Annotated in this window: 18 protein-coding genes; 6 read left to right on the top strand and 12 right to left on the bottom strand. The window is 66.6% G+C overall.

What is annotated here, in order from left to right; translation table 11 throughout:
• Window positions 1-121: 121 nt before the first annotated feature.
• From ACP156_RS02975 to ACP156_RS02960, 4 genes are all read right to left on the bottom strand, one after another.
• Window positions 122-1,021 carry an amidohydrolase family protein gene (locus ACP156_RS02975; protein WP_425049801.1) on the bottom strand — a complete coding sequence of 300 codons (900 nt, stop codon included), beginning with the start codon at window positions 1,019-1,021 and terminating at the stop codon, window positions 122-124.
• Entirely contained in the window at window positions 1,018-2,073 is a 1,056-nt protein-coding gene (locus ACP156_RS02970) for a 4-oxalomesaconate tautomerase (protein ID WP_425049800.1), read from the bottom strand. Before ACP156_RS02970 ends, ACP156_RS02975 begins: the two co-directional genes overlap by 4 nt.
• Window positions 2,074-2,200: 127 nt before the next feature.
• Complete coding sequence (locus ACP156_RS02965; protein WP_425049799.1) at window positions 2,201-2,893, bottom strand: 4-carboxy-4-hydroxy-2-oxoadipate aldolase/oxaloacetate decarboxylase; 693 nt, start codon at window positions 2,891-2,893, stop codon at window positions 2,201-2,203.
• Window positions 2,890-3,627 (bottom strand): PIG-L deacetylase family protein, encoded by a 738-nt coding sequence (locus ACP156_RS02960; RefSeq protein WP_425049798.1) that lies wholly within the window; start codon window positions 3,625-3,627, stop codon window positions 2,890-2,892. The genes ACP156_RS02965 and ACP156_RS02960 overlap by 4 nt, the downstream gene beginning before the upstream one ends.
• Before the next feature lie 152 nt (window positions 3,628-3,779).
• On the opposite strand from ACP156_RS02960, the gene ACP156_RS02955 reads away from it, so the two are divergent.
• The 5 genes from ACP156_RS02955 (at window position 3,780) to ACP156_RS02935 (ending at window position 8,508) form a co-directional block, all read left to right on the top strand.
• Window positions 3,780-5,069: a LysR family transcriptional regulator gene (locus ACP156_RS02955; protein WP_425049797.1), complete on the top strand. Its 1,290-nt coding sequence runs from the start codon at window positions 3,780-3,782 to the stop codon at window positions 5,067-5,069.
• Window positions 5,070-5,259: 190 nt separating this feature from the next.
• On the top strand, window positions 5,260-5,655 hold the full coding sequence (gene ligA / locus ACP156_RS02950) for a protocatechuate 4,5-dioxygenase subunit alpha (protein ID WP_425049796.1): 396 nt from the start codon (window positions 5,260-5,262) through the stop codon (window positions 5,653-5,655).
• A complete protein-coding gene (locus ACP156_RS02945) occupies window positions 5,655-6,509 on the top strand; it encodes a class III extradiol dioxygenase subunit beta (RefSeq protein WP_425049795.1) in 855 nt (284 codons plus the stop codon). Before ligA ends, ACP156_RS02945 begins: the two co-directional genes overlap by 1 nt.
• Window positions 6,510-6,591: 82 nt before the next feature.
• Window positions 6,592-7,536, top strand: coding sequence for a Gfo/Idh/MocA family oxidoreductase (locus ACP156_RS02940; protein ID WP_425049794.1), 945 nt, complete (start codon window positions 6,592-6,594; stop codon window positions 7,534-7,536).
• Between the two features lie 372 nt (window positions 7,537-7,908).
• On the top strand, window positions 7,909-8,508 hold the full coding sequence (locus ACP156_RS02935; protein WP_425049793.1) for a VPLPA-CTERM sorting domain-containing protein: 600 nt from the start codon (window positions 7,909-7,911) through the stop codon (window positions 8,506-8,508).
• A gap of 102 nt (window positions 8,509-8,610) precedes the next feature.
• Here the strand turns inward: ACP156_RS02935 and ACP156_RS02930 are convergent, their stop codons facing one another.
• The 5 genes from ACP156_RS02930 to ACP156_RS02910 form a co-directional block, all read right to left on the bottom strand.
• The gene (locus ACP156_RS02930) at window positions 8,611-9,387 is read right to left on the bottom strand and encodes a FadR/GntR family transcriptional regulator (RefSeq protein WP_425049792.1); all 777 of its coding nucleotides are present in this window, start codon (window positions 9,385-9,387) and stop codon (window positions 8,611-8,613) included.
• Window positions 9,356-10,315, bottom strand: coding sequence for an ABC transporter ATP-binding protein (locus tag ACP156_RS02925; RefSeq protein ID WP_425049791.1), 960 nt, complete (start codon window positions 10,313-10,315; stop codon window positions 9,356-9,358). Before ACP156_RS02925 ends, ACP156_RS02930 begins: the two co-directional genes overlap by 32 nt.
• A complete protein-coding gene (locus tag ACP156_RS02920; protein ID WP_425050808.1) occupies window positions 10,312-12,192 on the bottom strand; it encodes a dipeptide/oligopeptide/nickel ABC transporter permease/ATP-binding protein in 1,881 nt (626 codons plus the stop codon). Before ACP156_RS02920 ends, ACP156_RS02925 begins: the two co-directional genes overlap by 4 nt.
• Entirely contained in the window at window positions 12,192-13,139 is a 948-nt protein-coding gene (locus ACP156_RS02915) for an ABC transporter permease (protein WP_425049790.1), read from the bottom strand. The genes ACP156_RS02920 and ACP156_RS02915 overlap by 1 nt, the downstream gene beginning before the upstream one ends.
• Window positions 13,140-13,282: 143 nt before the next feature.
• Window positions 13,283-14,863 (bottom strand): ABC transporter substrate-binding protein, encoded by a 1,581-nt coding sequence (locus ACP156_RS02910; RefSeq protein WP_425049789.1) that lies wholly within the window; start codon window positions 14,861-14,863, stop codon window positions 13,283-13,285.
• Between the two features lie 94 nt (window positions 14,864-14,957).
• On the opposite strand from ACP156_RS02910, the gene ACP156_RS02905 reads away from it, so the two are divergent.
• Complete coding sequence (locus tag ACP156_RS02905) at window positions 14,958-15,614, top strand: DUF1028 domain-containing protein (RefSeq protein ID WP_425049788.1); 657 nt, start codon at window positions 14,958-14,960, stop codon at window positions 15,612-15,614.
• A 13-nt stretch (window positions 15,615-15,627) separates the two neighbouring features.
• On the opposite strand, the gene ACP156_RS02900 is transcribed toward ACP156_RS02905, so the two are convergent.
• The 3 genes from ACP156_RS02900 to xsc all read right to left on the bottom strand — a co-directional run bounded on the left by ACP156_RS02900 (window position 15,628) and on the right by xsc (window position 19,521).
• The gene (locus ACP156_RS02900) at window positions 15,628-16,692 is read right to left on the bottom strand and encodes an acetate/propionate family kinase (protein ID WP_425049787.1); all 1,065 of its coding nucleotides are present in this window, start codon (window positions 16,690-16,692) and stop codon (window positions 15,628-15,630) included.
• Window positions 16,692-17,627 carry a phosphate acyltransferase gene (locus ACP156_RS02895; RefSeq protein ID WP_425049786.1) on the bottom strand — a complete coding sequence of 312 codons (936 nt, stop codon included), beginning with the start codon at window positions 17,625-17,627 and terminating at the stop codon, window positions 16,692-16,694. Before ACP156_RS02895 ends, ACP156_RS02900 begins: the two co-directional genes overlap by 1 nt.
• 118 nt (window positions 17,628-17,745) lie before the next feature.
• The gene (gene xsc, locus ACP156_RS02890; protein WP_425049785.1) at window positions 17,746-19,521 is read right to left on the bottom strand and encodes a sulfoacetaldehyde acetyltransferase; all 1,776 of its coding nucleotides are present in this window, start codon (window positions 19,519-19,521) and stop codon (window positions 17,746-17,748) included.
• Between the last annotated feature and the right edge of the window lie 15 nt (window positions 19,522-19,536).

Here is a 19,536-nt window from a genome sequence, read left to right as displayed (position 1 = left end):
GCCCTGTCGGCCGGGACGCCTGTTCAGCAGCGTAGGGTGGGTTTCCAACCCACCGCCCCACCAAATGAAAAGGGCGCCGCGACCCCCGGCCGCAGCGCCCTAAACCAGTCCAAAACGCCGATCAGCGCGCCCAGTACAGCCGCATCGGGTTGTCCACCAGAAGCTTCTGCTGCAGCTCTGCCGTGGCCGCGATCTTCGGGATGAAATCCACCAGCACGCCGTCATCGGGCATGTGCGATTTCATGTTCGGATGCGGCCAGTCGGTGCCCGACAGCACCCGGTCCGGAAACTTCTCGACGATCAGCTTGGCGAAGGGGATCACGTCGGCATAGCCGGTGTCCGGCCCCTCGACCGACAGCCGTTCCGGGCAGGTCACCTTGGACCAGATCGTCGGCACGTCCTCCATCAGTTGCACGAAACGCTGGAAGTCCGGATGATCGACCCCCTTCGACACGTCGGGGCGACCCATGTGGTCGACCACGATGACGGTCGGAAGCTGCTTGAGGAACGGGATCAGCTCTTCCAGATCCTGCGCCTCGAAATAGACGACGATATGCCAGTCCAGCTTGGCGATCTTCTCGGCAATGCCAAGGAAGACCTCTTTCGGTGTGGAATCCACCAGCCGCTTCACGAAGTTGAACCGCACGCCGCGCACGCCGGCTTCGTCCATCTCCTTCAGTTCGTCCATCGTGATGTCCGGGCCGACCGACGCTATCCCGCGCGCCAGATCGCCCGCGGTCCGGCAGGCGTCGACCATGGCGCGGTTGTCCTTGCCGTGGCAGGTGGCCTGCACGATCACGTTGCGGCTGAAACCAAGGTAGTCGCGCAGCTCGTACAGCTTGTCCTTACCCGCATCGCAGGGCGTGTACTTGCGCTCGGGCGCGAAGGGAAACTCGTCCTTGGGGCCGAACACGTGGCAATGCGCATCGACGGCGCCCTCGGGCAGCTTGAAGTCGGGCTTCTTCGGGTTCGGATGGAATTCCAGCCAGTCGGGATCCATCACCTGCACTTCATCGCTCATGCGAACACCTCTCCGTCCATAAGTTTCCGTGCGGTCCGCAGGATCGCCGCCGAGACGACCGCGCCGCTGTCGTCCAGTTTCGCCACGACGCTCATCTCGCCGGTGGGATGTTCCACCGACAGCGTCCGCTCGGCGCCCGCGCCGCGTTCGGCAAGATCATAGGCGGGCGAGCCCTCGGTCAGGCAGGCGGTCGCGACCGAGACCGCGCCCAGAACGCCGATCGTCTTGTGGCAGCGGTGCGGGATGAAGGTCCGGGTCGAAATCGCGCCGCCGTTCTGGGGCGCGCTGACCATCGTCATCTTCGGCACCGACTTCTCGGCCACGTCGCCAAGGTTCATCATCGGCCCGCAGGCCAGCCGGATCTTTTCCAGCTTCGCGCGCAGATCCTCGTTGGCTTCCAGCTCCTCCGGCGTCTCCTCGCCCGATATCCCCATGTCCGACGCCCGCATCACCACGCAGGGCATGCCGTTGTCGATCATCGTGACCTCGACGCCCTCGACCGTGTCGCACGGGTTGCCGGTGGGCAGCAGCGCGCCGCAGGACGATCCGGCGGTGTCCTTGAACTCGCACGGCACCGGCGCCGAGGTGCCCGGCACGCCATCGATCTTGGCCTCGCCCACGTAAGACACCTTGCCGCCCGGCGTCTGCACCACCTCGACGGCCACCTGCCCGGTGTTTTCCATGAAGATCGCAACCGGAGTCTCACCATCCCGCGCCGCGACCAGCCCGCGCTCGATGGCGAAGGGACCGACGCCGGCAAGGATGTTGCCGCAGTTCTGCGCGTCCGTGACGATCGGCCGGTCCACGAAGACCTGCAGGAACAGGTAATCGACGTCGACCCCGTCCCGCTCGGATCGCTGCACGACCGCGACCTTCGAGGTCAGCGGGTCCGAGCCCCCCATCCCGTCGATCTGACGCACATCGGGCGAGCCCATGACGCGCAGCAGAAAGGCATCGCGTTCTTCCGTGTTCGCCGGCAGGTCACCGGCGAGGAAATACCCGCCTTTCGAGGTTCCGCCCCGCATCCACATGCAGCGCACACCGTCAGTCATCCGTCTCTCCTCAAACCGATCGCCCCCACGGGGCTCTGCCCGTTCCCGGTTCTTCTCTTTCCAAGTACCTTGGGGAGTCCGGGGGGCCAAGCCCCCCGCCGGATCGCCGCCCGAAGGCGGCGATGCCTCAGACGTACTTCAGGCCCTTCTCGGCCAGTCTCTCGCGCATCTTGTAGATGTCGAGGCCAAGCTCGCCGTTCCGCAGCTTCACGCGCTTTTCTTCCTCGGCGGCCTCGCGGGCGCGGGATTTCTCCAGCACCGACGCGGCTTCCTCGCGGCGCACCACGCAGACGCCGTCATCGTCGGCCACGATGATGTCGCCCGCGTTGACCATCTCGTCGGCGCAGACGACCGGCACGTTCACCGAGCCCACCGTCTCCTTGATGGTGCCCTGCGCGCAGACCGCCTTGGACCAGACCGGAAAGCCCATCTCGGTGAGGTCGCGCACGTCGCGCACGCCCGCGTCGATGATCAGGCCCTTGCAGCCCCGCGCCATCGCCGAGGTCGCCAGCAGGTCGCCGAAATAGCCGGCGTCGGACGGCGACGTGGTGCCCAGCACCATGATGTCGCCTTCCTTCAGCTGTTCGATGCAGACGTGGATCATCCAGTTGTCGCAGGGCGCGGCCAGCAGCGTCACCGCCGAGCCCGCGATGCGCGCGCCGGGGTAGATCGGCCGCATGTAGGACGCCAGCAGGCCCTTGCGGCCCTGCGCCTCGTGCACCGTGGCCACGCCGCATTCGGCGAGGCCGTCGATGATCGACTGGTCGGCGCGTTCGACGTTCTGGACGACGACGCCCATGGTTCCGGGCTGATAGCTCATTCCAGTTCGTCCACCGTGCGCGGGAAGATCGCCTCGAACCCTTCGGCATAGCGGCAGTCGCGGCCACCGGCCTGCCCGCCCGAGTTGCGGCGGAAGTGGTTGCCGCGGTTCTCAGCCACGTTTTCGTAGAAGTGCCACAGGTGCTCTTGCCCCTGCATGCACTGGATCGCGGCCCATTTCTTGTCCCACACCGGGGTGATGTCGAGGAAGGTGTTCGGCTTCCAGTTCATCTGCTCGGTCTGGTGCGGCTCGAACAGGTACAGCTGCGGCGCGCCAAGAACCTTCTGGCCGGGGTTGTGGCCCCACGCCTGCGCGACCATCCGGGCTTCCAGGGCAAAGTCGGTCGTGCGCATGTGGTCGGTGTTGTACGGGTCCCATTTCGAATGGGAGAACATGAACTTCGGCTGAACCTCGCGGATGATGTCGACCATCATGTCCAGCGTCTCGCGGCCCAGATCCAGCGGATAGTCGCCACGGTCGAGGAAGCGGATATCGCTGACGCCCAGCGCCGATGCGGCGTTCTCGGCCTCTTTCCGGCGCTCGGTCTTCACCTTGTCCAGCGTCATGCCTTCCTGCTTCCACAGCTTCGCGCTTTCGCCGCGCTCGCCATAGGACAGGCAGACGACGGTGACATCGTAGCCTCGGGACTGATGCAGGGCGATTGCGCCGCCGGCCCGCCAGACGAAGTCGGCGGAATGGGCGCTGATGACCAGCGCGGTCTTCTTGTCGGACATGGGTGCTCCTCCGGTGTTCGAACGGGGCCCTTATTGCCGACCGGCCCCGGAAAGCCTATTTCGAATGAAGCTTCGGGGATAAGTTCTGTCTATACCCCTCATCAGATTCCCTGCGCGGGCCGGTGCTGTCCGCGCGCCGCAAGGAGCGCCCGGTGACTGCTGACTTCCCCAACATACGCCATATGCGCGTGCTGGCCGAAGCGGTGCGCGCGGGATCGGTCTCTGTCGCGGCGGGGCGCTGCCACCTGTCGCAACCGGCGGCGACGCAGGCCATCGCGGGGCTGGAAAAGGATCTCGGCACGCCGCTTCTGATCCGCCGCACCCGCGAGCTGACACCGACGCCCGAGGGCGCGGCGTTCGCCCGCCGCGTGGGCGCCGCGCTGGCGCATCTCGACCGGGGCGCGCGCGAGGCGCTGAAGTCCGGCCGCAGCGAAGGCGGCGCAGGCTCGCGCAAGGCGGGCTTCGACCGGCTGGTGACGGCGGCGCAACTGCGCGCGCTGATCGCCATCGCCAACGCCGGCAGCTTCACCGTCGCCGCCCGCGACCTTGGCGTATCGCAGCCGACGATCCACCGCACCGCCCGCAATCTCGAGGCGCTGTCCGGCCTGACCTTCTTCACCGCCACCGCCGTCGGCGTCGAACTGACCGCCGCCGCGCAGGCCTTCGTTCTGGGCGCGAAACTGGCGCAGGCCGAGATCCGGCAGGGGATCGAGGAAATCGGCCGCGCGCTTGGCACGCAAGAGGGCAGCTTCTCTATCGGCTCGCTGCCGCTGGCGCGCACCTCGATCGTGCCGCAGGCGGTGGACGCCATGGTGCGCCGGTCGGGCCGGATGCAGATCCGCGTCGTCGACGGACGCTATCCGCAACTGCTGCGCGGGCTGCGCGAAGGCGATCTCGACTGCATCATCGGCGCCCTGCGCGATCCGGTCCCCGCCGAGGACGTGGTGCAGGAACCGCTGTTCGACGACCCGCTGGCGCTGGTCGCCCACCCCTCGCACCCGCTGTTCCGCAAGGCGTCTCCGACCGTCGAGGACACCCTCGCCTACCCGTGGGTCGCCCCACCGCGCGAGACACCGGCGGGCAGCTATCTGTACGAGACGCTGCGCATCCACGACCGCGACAGCACCCCCGTCCGCGTCGTGTCCTCGTCGCTGGTGTTCCTGCGCGGGCTGCTGGCGCAGGGGCCTTACGTCACCATCATCTCGCGCCACCAGATCGGCGTCGAAGAAGCCAACGGCCACCTCAAGCCGTTGCCGATCCGGCTGGACAACAACGCCCGCGGCATCGGCCTGACCTACCGCGCCGACTGGCGTCCGACCGTCGCACAGGCCGAATTCCTCGACCTCCTGCGCCGCTCCGCCGCCGCGGCCGCCGCCTCGCAAGCGCCGGAACCGTGGGGCGAAGCGCACGCGGTTAGGGACATTGCAGACTCCGCTCTATAGCTTTTTCCAATACTCCCCCGGGCATTCGAATTACAGGCCCGGCGGGCGGGCTGGTACAGCTTTGGCCATGTCAATCGACGGCGGCGCCCTCCGCCTGCGGCTGATCCGTCGCCTTGCGCATTCGTCGAATGCGACCACATAACGGATCATACCGCCTGAACCGGCGCCACCACTTTCCTGGGAGGAAGGAATGCCTGAAAAGGATTACGAGGACATTCCCGGCACATTCGTCTTCGACGCGGACCGTTCGCGCGAAGGCTATCACCTGAACCAGTTCTGCATCTCTCTGCGCCTGCAGAAGAACCGGGACGCGTTCAATGCCGATGAAGAGACGTACCTCGACAAATACCCGATGACGCCGGAGCAGCGCGAAGCCGTGCTCAAGCGTGAATGGAACCGCCTGCTCGAGCTGGGCGGGAACATCTACTACACCTCGAAGCTGGCCGCGAACGACGGCATCAACTTCCAGAACCTCGCGGGCCTGATGACCGGCATGGGCGTCGATGCCTACCGCGAGATGATGCTGAACGGCGGCCGCTCGCCGGACGGCAACCGCTATAAATCCGAATGGGAGGACAAAGAGTAATGGCCCGTATCACCGCAGGCGTGGGCTGCTCCCACGTGCCCGCCATCGGCGTCGCGATGGACACCGGCATCACCGAACAGCCGTACTGGAAACCCGTGTTCGACGGCTTTCAGTACAGCCGCGAGTGGATGAAGAAGAACAAGCCCGACGTGATCTTCCTTGTCTACAACGACCACTGCACCGCCTTCGACGCGTCCTGCATCCCGACCTTCGCGCTGGGTGCCGCGGCTGAATTCCAGCCCGCCGACGAAGGCTGGGGCCCGCGCCCCGTGCCGGTCGTCAAGAACCACCAGAAGCTGGCCAGCCACATCGCCCAGTCGCTGATCCTCGACGAATTCGACATGACCATCATGAACGAGATGGAGGTCGACCACGGCCTGACCGTCCCGCTGTCGGTGATGTTCGGCGAGGTCGCACCCGAGGACGAGTGGCCCTGCCTCGTTATCCCGCTTGCCGTGAACGTGGTGCAGTACCCTGCCCCGACCGGCAACCGCTGCTATCAGCTGGGCAAGGCGATCCGGAAAGCGATCGAAAGCTACCCGGAAGACCTGGACGTGATGATCTTCGGCACCGGCGGCATGAGCCACCAGCTGCAGTACAAGCGCGCCGGCCTGATCAACGCCGAGTGGGACCAGCAGTTCCTCGACATGCTGACCGAGGACCCGGTGAAGCTGTCGCAGATGCCCCACGTCGAATACCTGCGCGAAGCGGGCTCGGAAGGCGTCGAGATGGTCATGTGGCACGTGATGCGCGGCGCGCTGAACGACGAGGTCAAGGAAGTGCACCGGCACTACCATGTGCCCGCGTCGAACACCGCCGTCGGCCATATCATCCTTGAAAACGTCGCCGCCTGACCGGCGGCCGCACGCGAACCCCTGCCCGTTCCGCGCCCGCGCGGGACGGCGTTTCCGTGAATAGCGCAAAGGAGCCTTCCCCATGCGTATCTGTGTCGCCGGCGCCTACGGGGCCTTCGGACTGAAACACCTCGACGCCCTGTCGGCCATCGAAGAGGTCACCGTGACCTCGGTCATGGGCCCGACCCAGGAGAAGATCGAGAAGCTGGCCGCCGAGAAGGGTATCGGCCACGCCTCGACCTCGCTGGACGAATGTCTTGCGCGCGATGACGTCGACGCCGTCATCCTCGCCACCCCCACCCAGATCCACGCCGAACAGGCCATCGCCTGCATGAAGGCCGGCAAACCGGTGCTGATCGAGATCCCGATGGCGGACTCGCTGTCGGACTCGGAAGAGATCTGCAAGGTGCAGAAGGAAACCGGCGTTCTGGCGATGGCCGGTCAGGTCCGCCGCTTCAACCCCTCGCACCAGTGGATCCACAACAAGATCATGGCGGGCGAGCTGACGGTCCAGCAGATGGACGTGCAGACCTACTTCTTCCGCCGCACCAACACCAACGCCAAGGGCGAGGCCCGGTCGTGGACGGATCACCTGCTGTGGCACCACGCCTGCCACACGGTCGACCTGTTCCAGTACCAGACCGGCGGTCAGGTGAAGGAAGCCTTCGGCATCGAGGGTCCGCACCACCCCGAACTGGGCATCGCGATGGACATGGCGATCGGCATGAAGGCCGAGAACGGCGCGATCTGCACCCTGTCGCTTTCGTTCAACAACGATGGGCCGTTCGGCACTTTCTTCCGCTACATCTGCGACAACGGAACCTATATCGCCCGCTACGACGACCTGTTCGATGGCAAGGAAAACCCGATCGACCTGTCGGACGTCGCCGTGTCGAACAACGGCATCGAACTGATCGACCGCGAGTTCATCTCGGCGATCCAGGAAGGCCGCGAGCCGAACTCGTCGGTGCATGACGTGCTGTCGGCGATGCAGACGCTGGACAAGATCGAGAAGTCGTTCTCGTAACGATTCCGACACCCCGCTTGAAACGCCGTCCCGCCCAGCGCGGGGCGGCGTTTTCGCGTCTTAAGTGTCGAGGCAAAGCTGCTTTCGCCCATTTGCGAGTGTTACTGGAAATAACGCTAAGGAAACATGATGAAATGTTACGTTAAGTTAAACAGTATTCATTTCATCTTCGAAACCTAATTGCGTTCACTGCGGCTCGATCGTATCCCTGGCACGAACGATCCGCTAATTTTCCCATATTTAGTTGCGGCATGTGGACAAAAGACAAAATTTTGCCCTTGATGCGACAATTCCGGATGGAAAGCGGGCGGAACTGTGGCAGAAAGAAGTTCCTTATAGCTATGACCGCATACTTACGCGGAGGGGTAACACATGAAGCTGTTGAATATTTGTAAAGGCGCCGTACTTGCAATCGGCCTGACGGCCAGCACTGCGTACGCCACGACCGTCGACTTCATCGTCGGCGGCGACACCAGCGTGGCCGACGTTTCGGCCTGCCTGGGCTGCGACGTGACCATCGACCTGAACTCGGGCCTCATCGGCTCTGCGTTCTCGCTGGGTGTGGGTGAGACGAAGACCCTTGCGTTCTTCGACATCACCGCCGACACCAACAACCCGTTCTTCGCGGCCGGCCTGTTCGGCGTTGACGCCACGCTGGCGTTCGCGACCCCGGGCGGTTCCGCTTCGGCCATCGGCGGCGGCGGCTTCCTCAGCGCTTTCGGCAGCATCACGCTGGGCGCGCTGGTTTGGGACCAGAACGAGTTCACGCTCGATTTCGGCAACGGCGGGATCTACTCGGTCGTGTTCGACCAGGGCGTCGACCTGATCCTTGGCACCGCCAAGACCATCTACGCGGACGTGACGCTGGAAGCCGCTCCGGTTCCGCTGCCCGCCTCGGCTCTGTTCCTGCTCGCCGGTGTCGGCGGTCTGGGTGCCGTGCGCCTGCGCAAGAAAAAAGCCGCTGCCGCCTGATCGGCGCGACGGCATCAAGCTGAAAGACATTGCGGCCGCCCGGACCCCGGGCGGCCGTTTTCGTTCCGCACGGTCCCCATCCGCACGGTCCCCAGGGGCCGCCTAGCGCCCTTCCAGGAACCGCCGCTCCATCTCGGCCTCCTGCCGCACCATGAAGGCCTGCGCGGCTTCCATATGCTCTCGCATGATGGCGCGCGCCCGCGGGGCGTCGCCCACCCGCAGCGCCGAGATCAGTTCGATCTGGTGGTCGGTGCCCATCTTCCAAAGCTCGTAATTCCGGGGCTCGTACAGCCGGCGCATCACCGTCAGGTCCGACAGCATCTGCGCCATGAAGCCGATCACGAAGCCCAGAAGCTCGTTGCCCGCATAGCTGGCCAGCAGCTTGTGAAAGTCGAGCGAGGCGATGTGCTGCGCGCGTTCTTCCTCGGCATCCTTCGGCGGGGTGACATAGCGCGCGACGTTCGCCTCCAGCGCCGCAAGCTGATCGGCCGACAGCTTGCCCGCCAGTCCCGCCGCCATCTCGGGCTCCAGAACCATGCGAAGCTGGTAGATGTCCGAGACCGTCAGGTCCTTGAAGTAGAAGTAGTTGCCCAGAAGCGCCCGCGCCCGCGCCTCGCTGACCTCGTGCACGAAGCTGCCGCCGCCGGGACCGGTGCGGGTTTTCACCAGCCCCTGCGCCTCGAGAATGCGCATGGCCTCGCGGATCGTGCCCTTGGCCATGCCGAACCGCTCGATCAGCTCCAGTTCGTTCGGCAGCCGGTCGCCCGGCTTCATGTTGGCCTCGACCACCCACGACTTGATCGCCTCCGCGACTTTCGCCGGGCGGCTCAGCCGTTGCGGGTCGGCGTCAGGGGTCGAGCGGGTGGTGGCAGGCGGCAAACTGGTCCTCTCCCATCTTGGTCAAAGCCGGATCCTCCTTCCGGCAGATATCGCTGGCACGCGGGCACCGGGCGGCAAAGGCGCAGCCCGGCGGCGGGTTCAGCGGGTCGGGCAGTTCCGTGCCCTTCGCTTCGGGCGGCGTCAAGGGCCGGCCTACAACCGGAGCGCTACCTGCCAGCAGATTGGTGTACGGATGCCGCGGTGCCGCGAACACGCGGTCAGCCCGTCCGACCTCGACCACGGCGCCGAAATACATCACCGCGACCCGGTCGCTGACCGCTTCGACCACGGCAAGGTCGTGGCTGATGAACAGGTAGGTCAGCCCGTATTCTGCCTTCAACCGCGCCAGCAGGTTCAACACCTGCGCCTGCACGCTGACGTCCAGCGCCGAGACGGGTTCGTCCAGCACCAGAATGCGCGCGTTCGCCGCCAGCCCGCGCGCGATGCCGATGCGCTGCGCCTGCCCGCCCGAGAACTCGTGCGGATAGCGGTCGAGGAATTCCTCGCGCAGGTTCACGCTGTCGAAAATCTCGCGAATGCGCTTGTCCCGCTCGGCCGCGGGCATCCCGTGCAGCCGTTTCAGCGGCACCTCAAGAATCTTGCGGATCGGCTTTCGCGGGTTCAGCGAACTGATCGGGTCCTGAAACACGTATTGGATCAGCTTTCCGAAGGCCGCCGGATCGGCATTGTCCAGCGCCTTGCCCTCGATCTCGATACTGCCGGTCGAGGGCGGGATCAGCCCCACCAACATCCGCGCCAGCGTGGACTTGCCACAGCCGGACTCGCCGACGATGCCCAGCGTCTCGCCCTCGGCCACCTCAAGCGACAGGGGCCGCACGGCGCGCACACGCGCCTTTGGCGGGCCGATCAGCGGCTTGCCGACGGCGAAGGTCTTGGACAGGTTCTCCAGTCGCAGGGCAAGGGTCATGCGGTCACCTCCACCACGTCGGCCTCGGGATACAGGCAGCGCACGCCGCGTGTGCCGTCCTTCTTCAACTCGACCGGCGCGGCCGAGCACTCCTCGCGCGCCTTGTGGCAGCGCGGGGCGAATGCGCAGCCCGGCGGCAGCTTGTCGACGGCGGGCGGCAGACCGGGGATCGCCGCCAGTTCACGCCGCCCCTCGCCCAACTCAGGCACGCATTCCATCAGCCGCTTGGTATAGGGATGCGCCGGGCGGGCAAGGATCTCGTCCGTCGTCCCCTCTTCCACGATCCGGCCCGCGTACATCACGGCCACCCGGTCGCACAGTTGCGCCACGACGCCGAAGTCATGGGTGATGAACAGGATCGCCACGCCGCGCTCGCGCCGCAGGTCGTCCAGCAGCGACAGCACCTGCGCCTGCACCGTGACGTCCAGCGCGGTGGTCGGCTCGTCCGCGATGATCACCTCGGGCTCGTTCGCCAGCGCCATCGCGATGGACACCCGCTGCCGCATCCCGCCCGACATCTCGTGCGGATAGCTGTCGGCGCGGCTTTCCGCGTTGGGGATGCGCACCGATTTCAGCAGTTCGATGGCGCGCTTGCGCAGCTCGGCGCGGCCGACCTTGTGGTGAACGCTGATCGCCTCGGCCAGCTGGTCGCCGACCTTCATCAGCGGATGCAGCGTCGCCAGCGGGTCCTGGAAGATATAGGCGACCTTATCGCCCCGCAGCCTGCGCAGCCTCTCGTACCGCGCGCCGACAAGGTCCTGGCCCTCGTGGAACACCGCGCCCCCGGTGATCACGCCCGGAGGCGAGGCCACCAGCCCCATCACCGACAGCGCCGTCACCGACTTGCCCGAACCGCTTTCCCCGATCACGCCAAGGCATTCGCCCGGTGCGATGGTCAGGTTCACCTGATTGACGGCGCGGTAAACCCGCTTGCCGACGTGGAACTGCGTCTCGAGATCGACGACATCCAGCACCCCGCGCCCCGGCCCTTTCGGCGGCGTGTCCTTGCGCGCCACCATCGTCGCGGGCCGCGGCCGGGTCAGCGCGCCCGAGCGCAGACGCGGGTCCAGCGCATCGCGCACGCCGTCGCCCAGCAGGTTGATCGACATGACGATGAGGAAGATCATCACCCCCGGCACCACGGACGTATGCGGGTTGGTGATCAGCGCCGACCGCGCTTCGCCCAGCATCGAGCCAAGGTCCGCCTGCGGCGGCTGCGACCCGAGGCCAAGGAACGACAGACCGGCGGTTTCAAGAATCATCCAGCCGATGGTAGTGGACATGGCGATCACGATCACCGGCACCACGTTGGGCAGGATCTCGGACACGAGGATGCGGCCGTGGCCCATCCCCGCCAGCTTGGCTGCGTCGACGAATTCCTTGTGCGCGATGCCGACGGTGATGCCCCGGATGTTGCGCGCGAAGAACGGCACGTTCACCGCCGCCACCGCGATCAGCGCGTTCAGCAGGCCGGGGCCCAGCGCGGCGACGATGGCCAGCGCCAGCAGGATGTAGGGAAAGGCCATCAGCATGTCGACGAGCCGCATGATGATGTTGTCCGTGCGCCCGCCGAAATAGCCGGCGACGATCCCGATGGTCGAACCGATCACCGCCGCCGCGACGGCGGCGCAGAAACCCACCGCAAGGCTCAGCCGCGTGCCCCACAGAAGGCGCGACAGCAGGTCCCGGCCAAGGTGGTCGGTGCCCAGAAGGTGCCCTTCCGAGAACGGCGGCATGAAACGGTCGGCGGTGTTGGTGACATCGGGCGCCTGCAACGGCAGCACCGGGGTCAGCACCGACAGGATCACCACGAAGGCCAGAACCACGCCGCCGACAAGCGCCAGCTGGTTGCGGGCGAGGAGTTTCAGGAACTGCATCATGTCTTGATCCTCGGATCCAGCAGGCTTTGCGCCACGTCCACGGCGATGTTGAACAGCACGTAGCAGGCGGCGACGAAGACCACCCCGCCCTGCACCAGAAGGATGTCGCGCTGCAGGATGGCGTTCACCAGCATCCGGCCGACGCCGGGCCATTGGAACACGATCTCGACGTAGACCGCGCCCGACAGGACGAAGCCGGCCTGAATGCCCAGCACCGGGATGATCGACACCATCGCCGCCTTCAGCGCGTGCCACCAGATCACCCGGCGCTCTGGCACGCCCTTGGCGCGGGCGGTGCGGATATAGTCCTGACGCAGCACCTCGAGCATGGCCGAGCGCGACAGCCGCGCCACCACGCCGGTCGCCACCACCGCAAGCGCCGTCGCGGGCATCGCAAGGTGCCACAGAAGGTCGGGCAAATCGCCGCCGCCATAGATCGCGTACATCCCCGACACCGGGAACCAGCGCCGTTCGACCGCGAAGGCAAGGATCATCATCATGCCAAGGAAGAAGGACGGGATCGAAATGCCGATCAGCACCACGAAGGTGATCGCCTTGTCGGCCAGCCCGTACTGCCGCGCCGCCGAGATCACGCCCGCGACGATGCCGAAGATCGCGCACAGGATGAACGAGGTTCCCGCCAGCACCAGCGTCGCGCCGAAGCGGTCCAGCACCTCGTCGATCACCGGGCGGTTCAGCGAGAACGAGCGCCCGAAATCGCCGGTCAGCATGTTGCCGAGCCAAATGAAGTATCGCGCCACCAGCGGCTTGTCCAAACCGAGGTCGCGGTTGATCCGCGCCACGTTCTCGGGGGTGGCGTAGCTGCCGAGGATCGCCGTCGCCGGGTCGCCGGGGATCATCGCCATGATCAGGAACACGATCACGGTGATGCCCAGAAGCACGGGCACGGCCGAGATCAGTCGTTTCAGGATGTATCCACCCATAAGGCTCTCCGTTGCGGATGGCGGGGGGGGCCGTCGGGCGGGGGCGGGTGCCGGGGCGGGGGGGGGGGCGGGGGGGGCTGTATGCGCGCCGCCGCAGGGCGGCGCGCGGGCCGGACCGGGCGCGGGCCCGGTCCGAGACAGGGTCAGTTCTTGACCACGTCCTTCAGCAGCAGGAAGAACGACGGCTCGAGCGCGAAGTTCTCGACCATCGAAGAGGTCACGGCGTTCTGCTTCCAGTTCGCGACGAAGACCCACGGGGCGTCTTCCTGCACGATCTCCTGCATCTGCTTGTACAGTTCGGCGCGTTCGTCCTGCGACGTGGACACACGGGCTTTCTCAAGCAGTTCGTCCACCTCGGGGTTCGAATAGTAGCCCGAGTTGAACCCGCCCTCTTCCGGCCAAGCGCCGGTGCGCAGCGCGAGATAGGGCAGCGTGTCCGGGTCGTTGGTCATCCACGCCATCTCGGCCATGTCGGCCTTGCCTTCCAGACCCGGGTTCACCTCGCCAAGGAAGGTGTTCCACTCGTAGGTCTCGATCTTCACGTCGAAGCCCACCGCCTGAAGGTCCGCCTGAATGGCGGTGCCCATGGCGATCGGGTCAAGCATGCCCGAGCCGCCTTCGGTCACGTAGAAGGTCAGCGACGGGTTCTCGACCCCGGCCTCGGCCAGCAGTTCCTTGGCCTTTTCCGGGTCATAGGGATAGGGCTCGAGCGCGTCGTTGTAGGCCCATGCGAAGGCCGGCGGCGTCGGGCCGGCGGCGACATCGGCGGTGCCTTCCAGCACGTCGTTCACCAGCGCTTCCTTGTTGACCGCATAGTTCGCGGCCTGACGCACCAGCTTGTCGGCGAAGGGGCCTTCCTTGGCGTTCAGGATCAGGAACCAGACGTGCGGGCCGGCCTGTTCGATGACGCTGTACTGGTCGCCCTCGAATTCCGACAGCGCGACGGGCGGCACCTCGACCATCAGGTCGATGCCCCCGGCCAGCATTTCGGCGACGCGGGTGTTGGCGTCGGTGATCGGACGGTAGATCACCGCCTGAAGCGACGGCGCGCCGTCCCAGTAGTCCGGGTTGCCCTCGACCACGACCGCCTCGTTCGAGCGCCACTCGGCGAACTTGAACGGGCCGGTGCCCGACGGGTTCCGCCCGAAGTCGACGCCGTATTGTTCCACCGCCGCGGGCGAGACGATCAGGCCCGTGGGATAGGCGAGGTTCGACAGGAACGGCGCATAGGGCGCGGACAGGGTGAACTTGACCGTCAGGTCGTCCACCGCCTCGACCTCATCCACGGACGAGAAGAAGAACGCCAGCGGGAACGGCCCGGTGTTGGCGTAGGGGTGATCCTCGTTCAGCATCCGCTCGAAGTTGAACACCACCGCCTCGGCGTTGAACGGGGTGCCGTCGTGAAAGCTGACGCCCTCGCGCAGATTGAAGGTATATTCGGTGCCGTCTTCGCTGATCTCCCAGTCGGTCGCCAGCGCCGGTTCGACCTCCAGCGTGCCCGACTTGTAGCGGACGAGGCCGTCGTAGACGTTCATCAGGATGCGGAAATCGTTGACGGCGGTCACCGCCGCCGGGTCAAGCGCCTTGGGCTCGGCGATCTGGCCGACCACCAGCACCCCGGGCGGGGTCTGAGCGGTGGCCGGCGCGCTGCCGAGCGTTCCCACCGCCAGAAGCGCGCCGGTGGCGGCGAGGACCGCGCGGCGCGTCAGGTTACGGATGTTCATTTGGTTCCCTCCAGTGGACTGTGAAAAGAAAATTATCACGATAATTCCCTCAGATCAAAATTTTCATTATAAATACCCGCAGGAGGGTGATCCCATGACATTTTCGATCCTTGCACGCGATGAAAAAACCGGCTGGCTGGGCGGCGCTGCGGCGACCGGCAGCCTGTGCGTCGGCGGCTGGGTGCTGCGGGCGAATCCCCTTGGGGGCGCTTCCGCCTCGCAGGGGGCGGCGCCCAGCACCTTCTGGGGCGAGGACGTGCTGATCCGGATGAAAGAGGGCGCGGCCGCCGCCGAAGCAATCCGCGCGGTGACCGATCCCGACACCGGACGCGCGGCGCGGCAGCTTGCGGCGCTGGACCTGAACGGCGGCACCGGGGTGCACACCGGCGAGGACAACAGCGACGTGAAGGGCAGCCGCGAGGGCGACGGCTTTGTCGTGTCGGGCAACCTGCTGTCGGGCCAGAACGTGCTGGACGCCATCGCCGAGGGGTTCGCGGGCGCCGGGGGCAACCTGCCCGCGCGCCTGCTGGCCGCGGTTCAGGCGGGCGAGGCGGCGGGCGGCGACAGTCGTGGCCTGATGTCGGCGGCGCTGCTGATCGTCGGCCCGGACATCGCGCCGCTGACGCTGCGGGTGGATTACAGCGAAACGCCGGTGGCCGATCTCGTCAGCCTGCACGAGCGGGCGACCAGCGGCGACTATGGCGACTGGACCACCACCGTCCCCACCCTGAACGACCCTCAACGGCGCTGATTACGCAGGGGGGCTAGGCGCCCGCCGCGATCAGCTTCCACGCATCCGATGCGATCTGCCGTTCCTCTTTCGCCGGGACCACGTGCACCGGCACGTCCCCCAGCCACGCGAAGCCCTCGGTCACGCGCCTGCGGATCTCGGGCGCGTTCTCTCCGATCCCGCCGGTGAAGGCCAGCGCATCGACGCCCCCCATCACCGCGATCAGCCCGCCGCCGATGCGCAGGACGGACCAGATGAAATGGTCGACCGCGAACGCCGCCTCTTCGCTGTCGCTTTCCAGCAGGGTCTTCATGTCGGCGGTTCCCGCCAGCCCGCGCAGGCCGGATTCGGTGTTCAGCCGCCGGGTCGCCTCGTCGATGCCGTGCTCGCGCGCCAGCCGAAGGACGGCCATGCCGTCGATATCGCCCGACCGGGTCGCCATCGTCGGCCCCGACAGCGGCGAGTATCCCATCGAGGTGCAGACCGACTTGCCGTCGCGGATCGCGCACAGGCTGCATCCCGCACCAAGGTGCATCGCCAGCAGCCGCTTGGGCAGCGCGTCGCCGAACTGGTCCACCATCCCGGCATAGCTGAGCCCGTGGAAGCCATAGCGGCGAATGCCCTCGTCACGATAGCTGCGCGGGATGGCGTAGGTCGTCGCCAGTTCCGACTGCGTGGCGTGGAACGCGGTGTCGAAGCTGGCGTATTGCGGCAGGTCGGGCCGCGCGTCGGCCATCGCCCGGATGCCCGCCAGCCCCGGCGGGTTGTGCAGAGGCGCAAGGGGCACGTTGTCCTCGATGACCGAGATCACGTCGGGCGTCAGCCGCGCGGGCGCGGTCAGCGCCGCGCCGCCATGCACGACCCGGTGCGCCGCCGCCGTGATGTCTCCGGCGCCCGACTGTTCCAGCGCCGCCAGCATGTAGCGCAGACCCGCGCCGTGATCGGGAGCGTCGATCGCCTGATCGCCGCCCGCGACCCGCAACCGCGCGCCCTGACTTTGCCCGATGCCGGTGACCTTGCCGCCCAGCACCTCGTTCAGGTCGGCATCGAACAGCGCCGCCTTGATCGAGGACGAACCGGTGTTCAGCACCAGAAGCATCAGCGCACCCCGGCGGCGATCACGCCCAGTGCAGCGGAGGCCAGCCGTGCCGCCGCCTCTTGGCTGCGCGAGGTCAATAGGATCGGCACCTTCGCCCCCAGCACAAGACCGCCGGCACAGCAGCCCATGCCCAGAACCATCAGCTTGAACACCGCGTTGCCGGTGGTGATGTTCGGGGTCAGGATGATGTCCGCGTCGCCCGCGACCGGGCTGTCGTAATGCTTCACCTTCGCTGCCTCGCGCGACAGGATCAGGTCCATCGCCATCGGGCCCGCGACGTCGGCGTCGGGCAGCTTTTCCTTCGCCCACTTGGCGATTTCGGCGCTTTCCATCGTGTTGGGCACCGACTCGATCGGGTCCTCGGTCGGCGCCAGCAGGCCCGCGCGCGGACGCTCGATGCCCAGTTCGTGGCACAGCCGCACCGCGTGGGTCAGACAGGCCTGCCGCGTCTCGACCGACGGGTTCACGTTCAGCGCCGCGTCGGTCAGCAGCAGCGGCCGGTCGCTGCCCGGCGCGGTGATGTGAAACACGTGACCGCAACGCGCGCCCGGCTCGCGCAGGCCGGCGCGGGTGGGCAGCAGGCCCTTGAGGAAGGTCGAGGTGTGGATCTGCCCCTTCATGATCGCGTCGGCCTCGCCCAGCCGGGCCAGTTCCGCCGCCTTCTCGGACGCCGCCGCGTGGGGGGCATGGATCAGGCGAAACTGCGAGATGTCATAGCCGATCTCTTCCGCCGCACCGCGGATCTTGTATTCGTCGCCGATCAGGATCGGCTCGGCCAGCCCGGCCTCTGCCGCCTCGCGGATACCGTCCAGCGGGTTGACCGCGCCCGCGTTGACCAGCGCCACGCGCGGCGTCGCATGGTTCTGGGCCAGCTCCATCAGGCGCTTGGGCGGGGTGGGATCGGTCTTGGAAAGAAAAGGGTACGGCTCGGACATCTCGGCTCCTGAATGCATGGCGCGAATGTCTGCGGATCACATCACGCGAATGCGACAGGCGCCAGTTGCGCCCGCCGAATTTCGCGAGGTTGCGACGAGAGGAAGCAGCGGCTGCCGCCTATGCAGGCACCTGCGGCCGCATGTCGGACGGGTCGATGCCCGCGACCTCGACCGGTTTCTTCATCGCGTCGCGGCGGAAGGGCTCGCCGAGTTCCTGGTTGATCATCGCCTCGATCAGCGTGGTGATCCCCGCCGCCTGATCCTTGATCGCCTGTTCCAGCGCCGCCGTCAGTTCGTCCATCGTGCGCGCGACGACCCCTTTCAGCCCGCAAGCCTCGGCCAGCTTGGCATAGGAGACGCCCTCGCCCAGTTCGGTGCCGACGAAGTTGTCATCGTACCACAGCGTCGAGTTCCGTTTCTCGGCGCCCCACTGGTAGTTGCGGAACACGATCTGGGTGATGGCGGGCCATTCCTCGCGCCCGATGGCGGTCAACTCGGTCACCGCGATCCCGAAGGCGCCGTCGCCCGAGAAGCCGACGACCGGCGTGTCCGGGCAGGCGATCTTGGCGCCGACGATGGACGGCAGGCCATAGCCGCAGGGGCCGAACAGGCCGGGGGCAAGGTACTTCCGCCCAGCCTCGAACGACGGGTAGGCGTTGCCGATGGCGCAGTTGTTGCCGATGTCGGAACTGATGATCGCCTCGCGCGGCAGCGCCGCCTGAATCGCGCGCCACGCCTTGCGGGGGCTCAGCCAGTCGGGCTTGGCGTCGCGGGCGCGCTGGTTCCACGAGGTGCCGGGATCGTCCTCTTCGTGGTCCATCGAGCTGAGTTCCTGCGCCCAGGCCGATTTCGTCTGCGCGATGGCCGCCTCGCGGTCTGCCCGCCCGGCGTCGCCCGCGTCGTCCGACAGCTTCGCCAGCAGCGTCTGCGCCACTTTCTTCGCGTCGCCCACGATACCGACCGAGATCGCCTTGGTCAGTCCGATCCGGTCGGGGTTGATGTCGACCTGAATGATCTTTGCGTCCTTGGGCCAATAGTCGATGCCATAGCCCGGCAGGGTCGAGAACGGGTTCAGCCGCGTGCCCAGCGCCAGCACGACATCGGCCTGCTGGATCAACTGCATCCCGGCCTTCGAACCGTTATAGCCCAAGGGCCCCGCGAACAGCGGGTGCGAGCCGGGGAAGGCGTCGTTGTGCTGGTAGCCCACGCAGACCGGCGCCGACAGCCGTTCCGCCAGCGCGATGGTGTCGGGGATCGCGCCCGCCAGCACGACGCCCGCGCCGTTCAGGATGACGGGAAACTTCGCCTCGGACAGCAGCTTCGCCGCCTCGGCCAGCGCGGTCTCGCCGCCCGCCGGGCGTTCGAACTCGACCGGCTCGGGGATCTGGATGTCGACCACCTGCGTCCACACGTCCCGCGGCACGTTGATCTGCGCCGGCGCGCTGGCGCGGCGGGCGTTGGTGATCACGCGGTTCAGCACCTCGGCGATGCGCGAGGGATCGCGGACCTCTTCCTGATAGGCGACCATGTCCTTGAAGGCCGCCATCTGCTCGACCTCCTGAAACCCGCCCTGCCCGATCGTTTTGTTCGCCGCCTGCGGCGTGACCAGCAACAGCGGCGTGTGGTTCCAGTAGGCGGTCTTCACGGCGGTGACGAAGTTGGTGATGCCCGGCCCGTTCTGCGCGATCATCATCGAGACCTTGCCGGACGCACGGGTATAGCCGTCGGCCATCATGCCGCCCGAGCCTTCGTGCGCGCAGTCCCAGAAGGTGATGCCGGCCTTGGGGAAGAGGTCGGAAATCGGCATGAAAGCCGAACCGATGATGCCGAAGGCATGCTCGATCCCGTGGCGTTGCAGGGTTTTGACGAAAGCTTCCTCGGTGGTCATTTTCATGGCCGGTCTCCTCTC

The organism is Psychromarinibacter sp. S121, from assembly GCF_049801035.1.
Classification (GTDB): domain Bacteria; phylum Pseudomonadota; class Alphaproteobacteria; order Rhodobacterales; family Rhodobacteraceae; genus Psychromarinibacter.
Note: the sequence above shows the minus strand (reverse complement) of the source record. Positions and strands in the feature narration are given on the sequence as shown.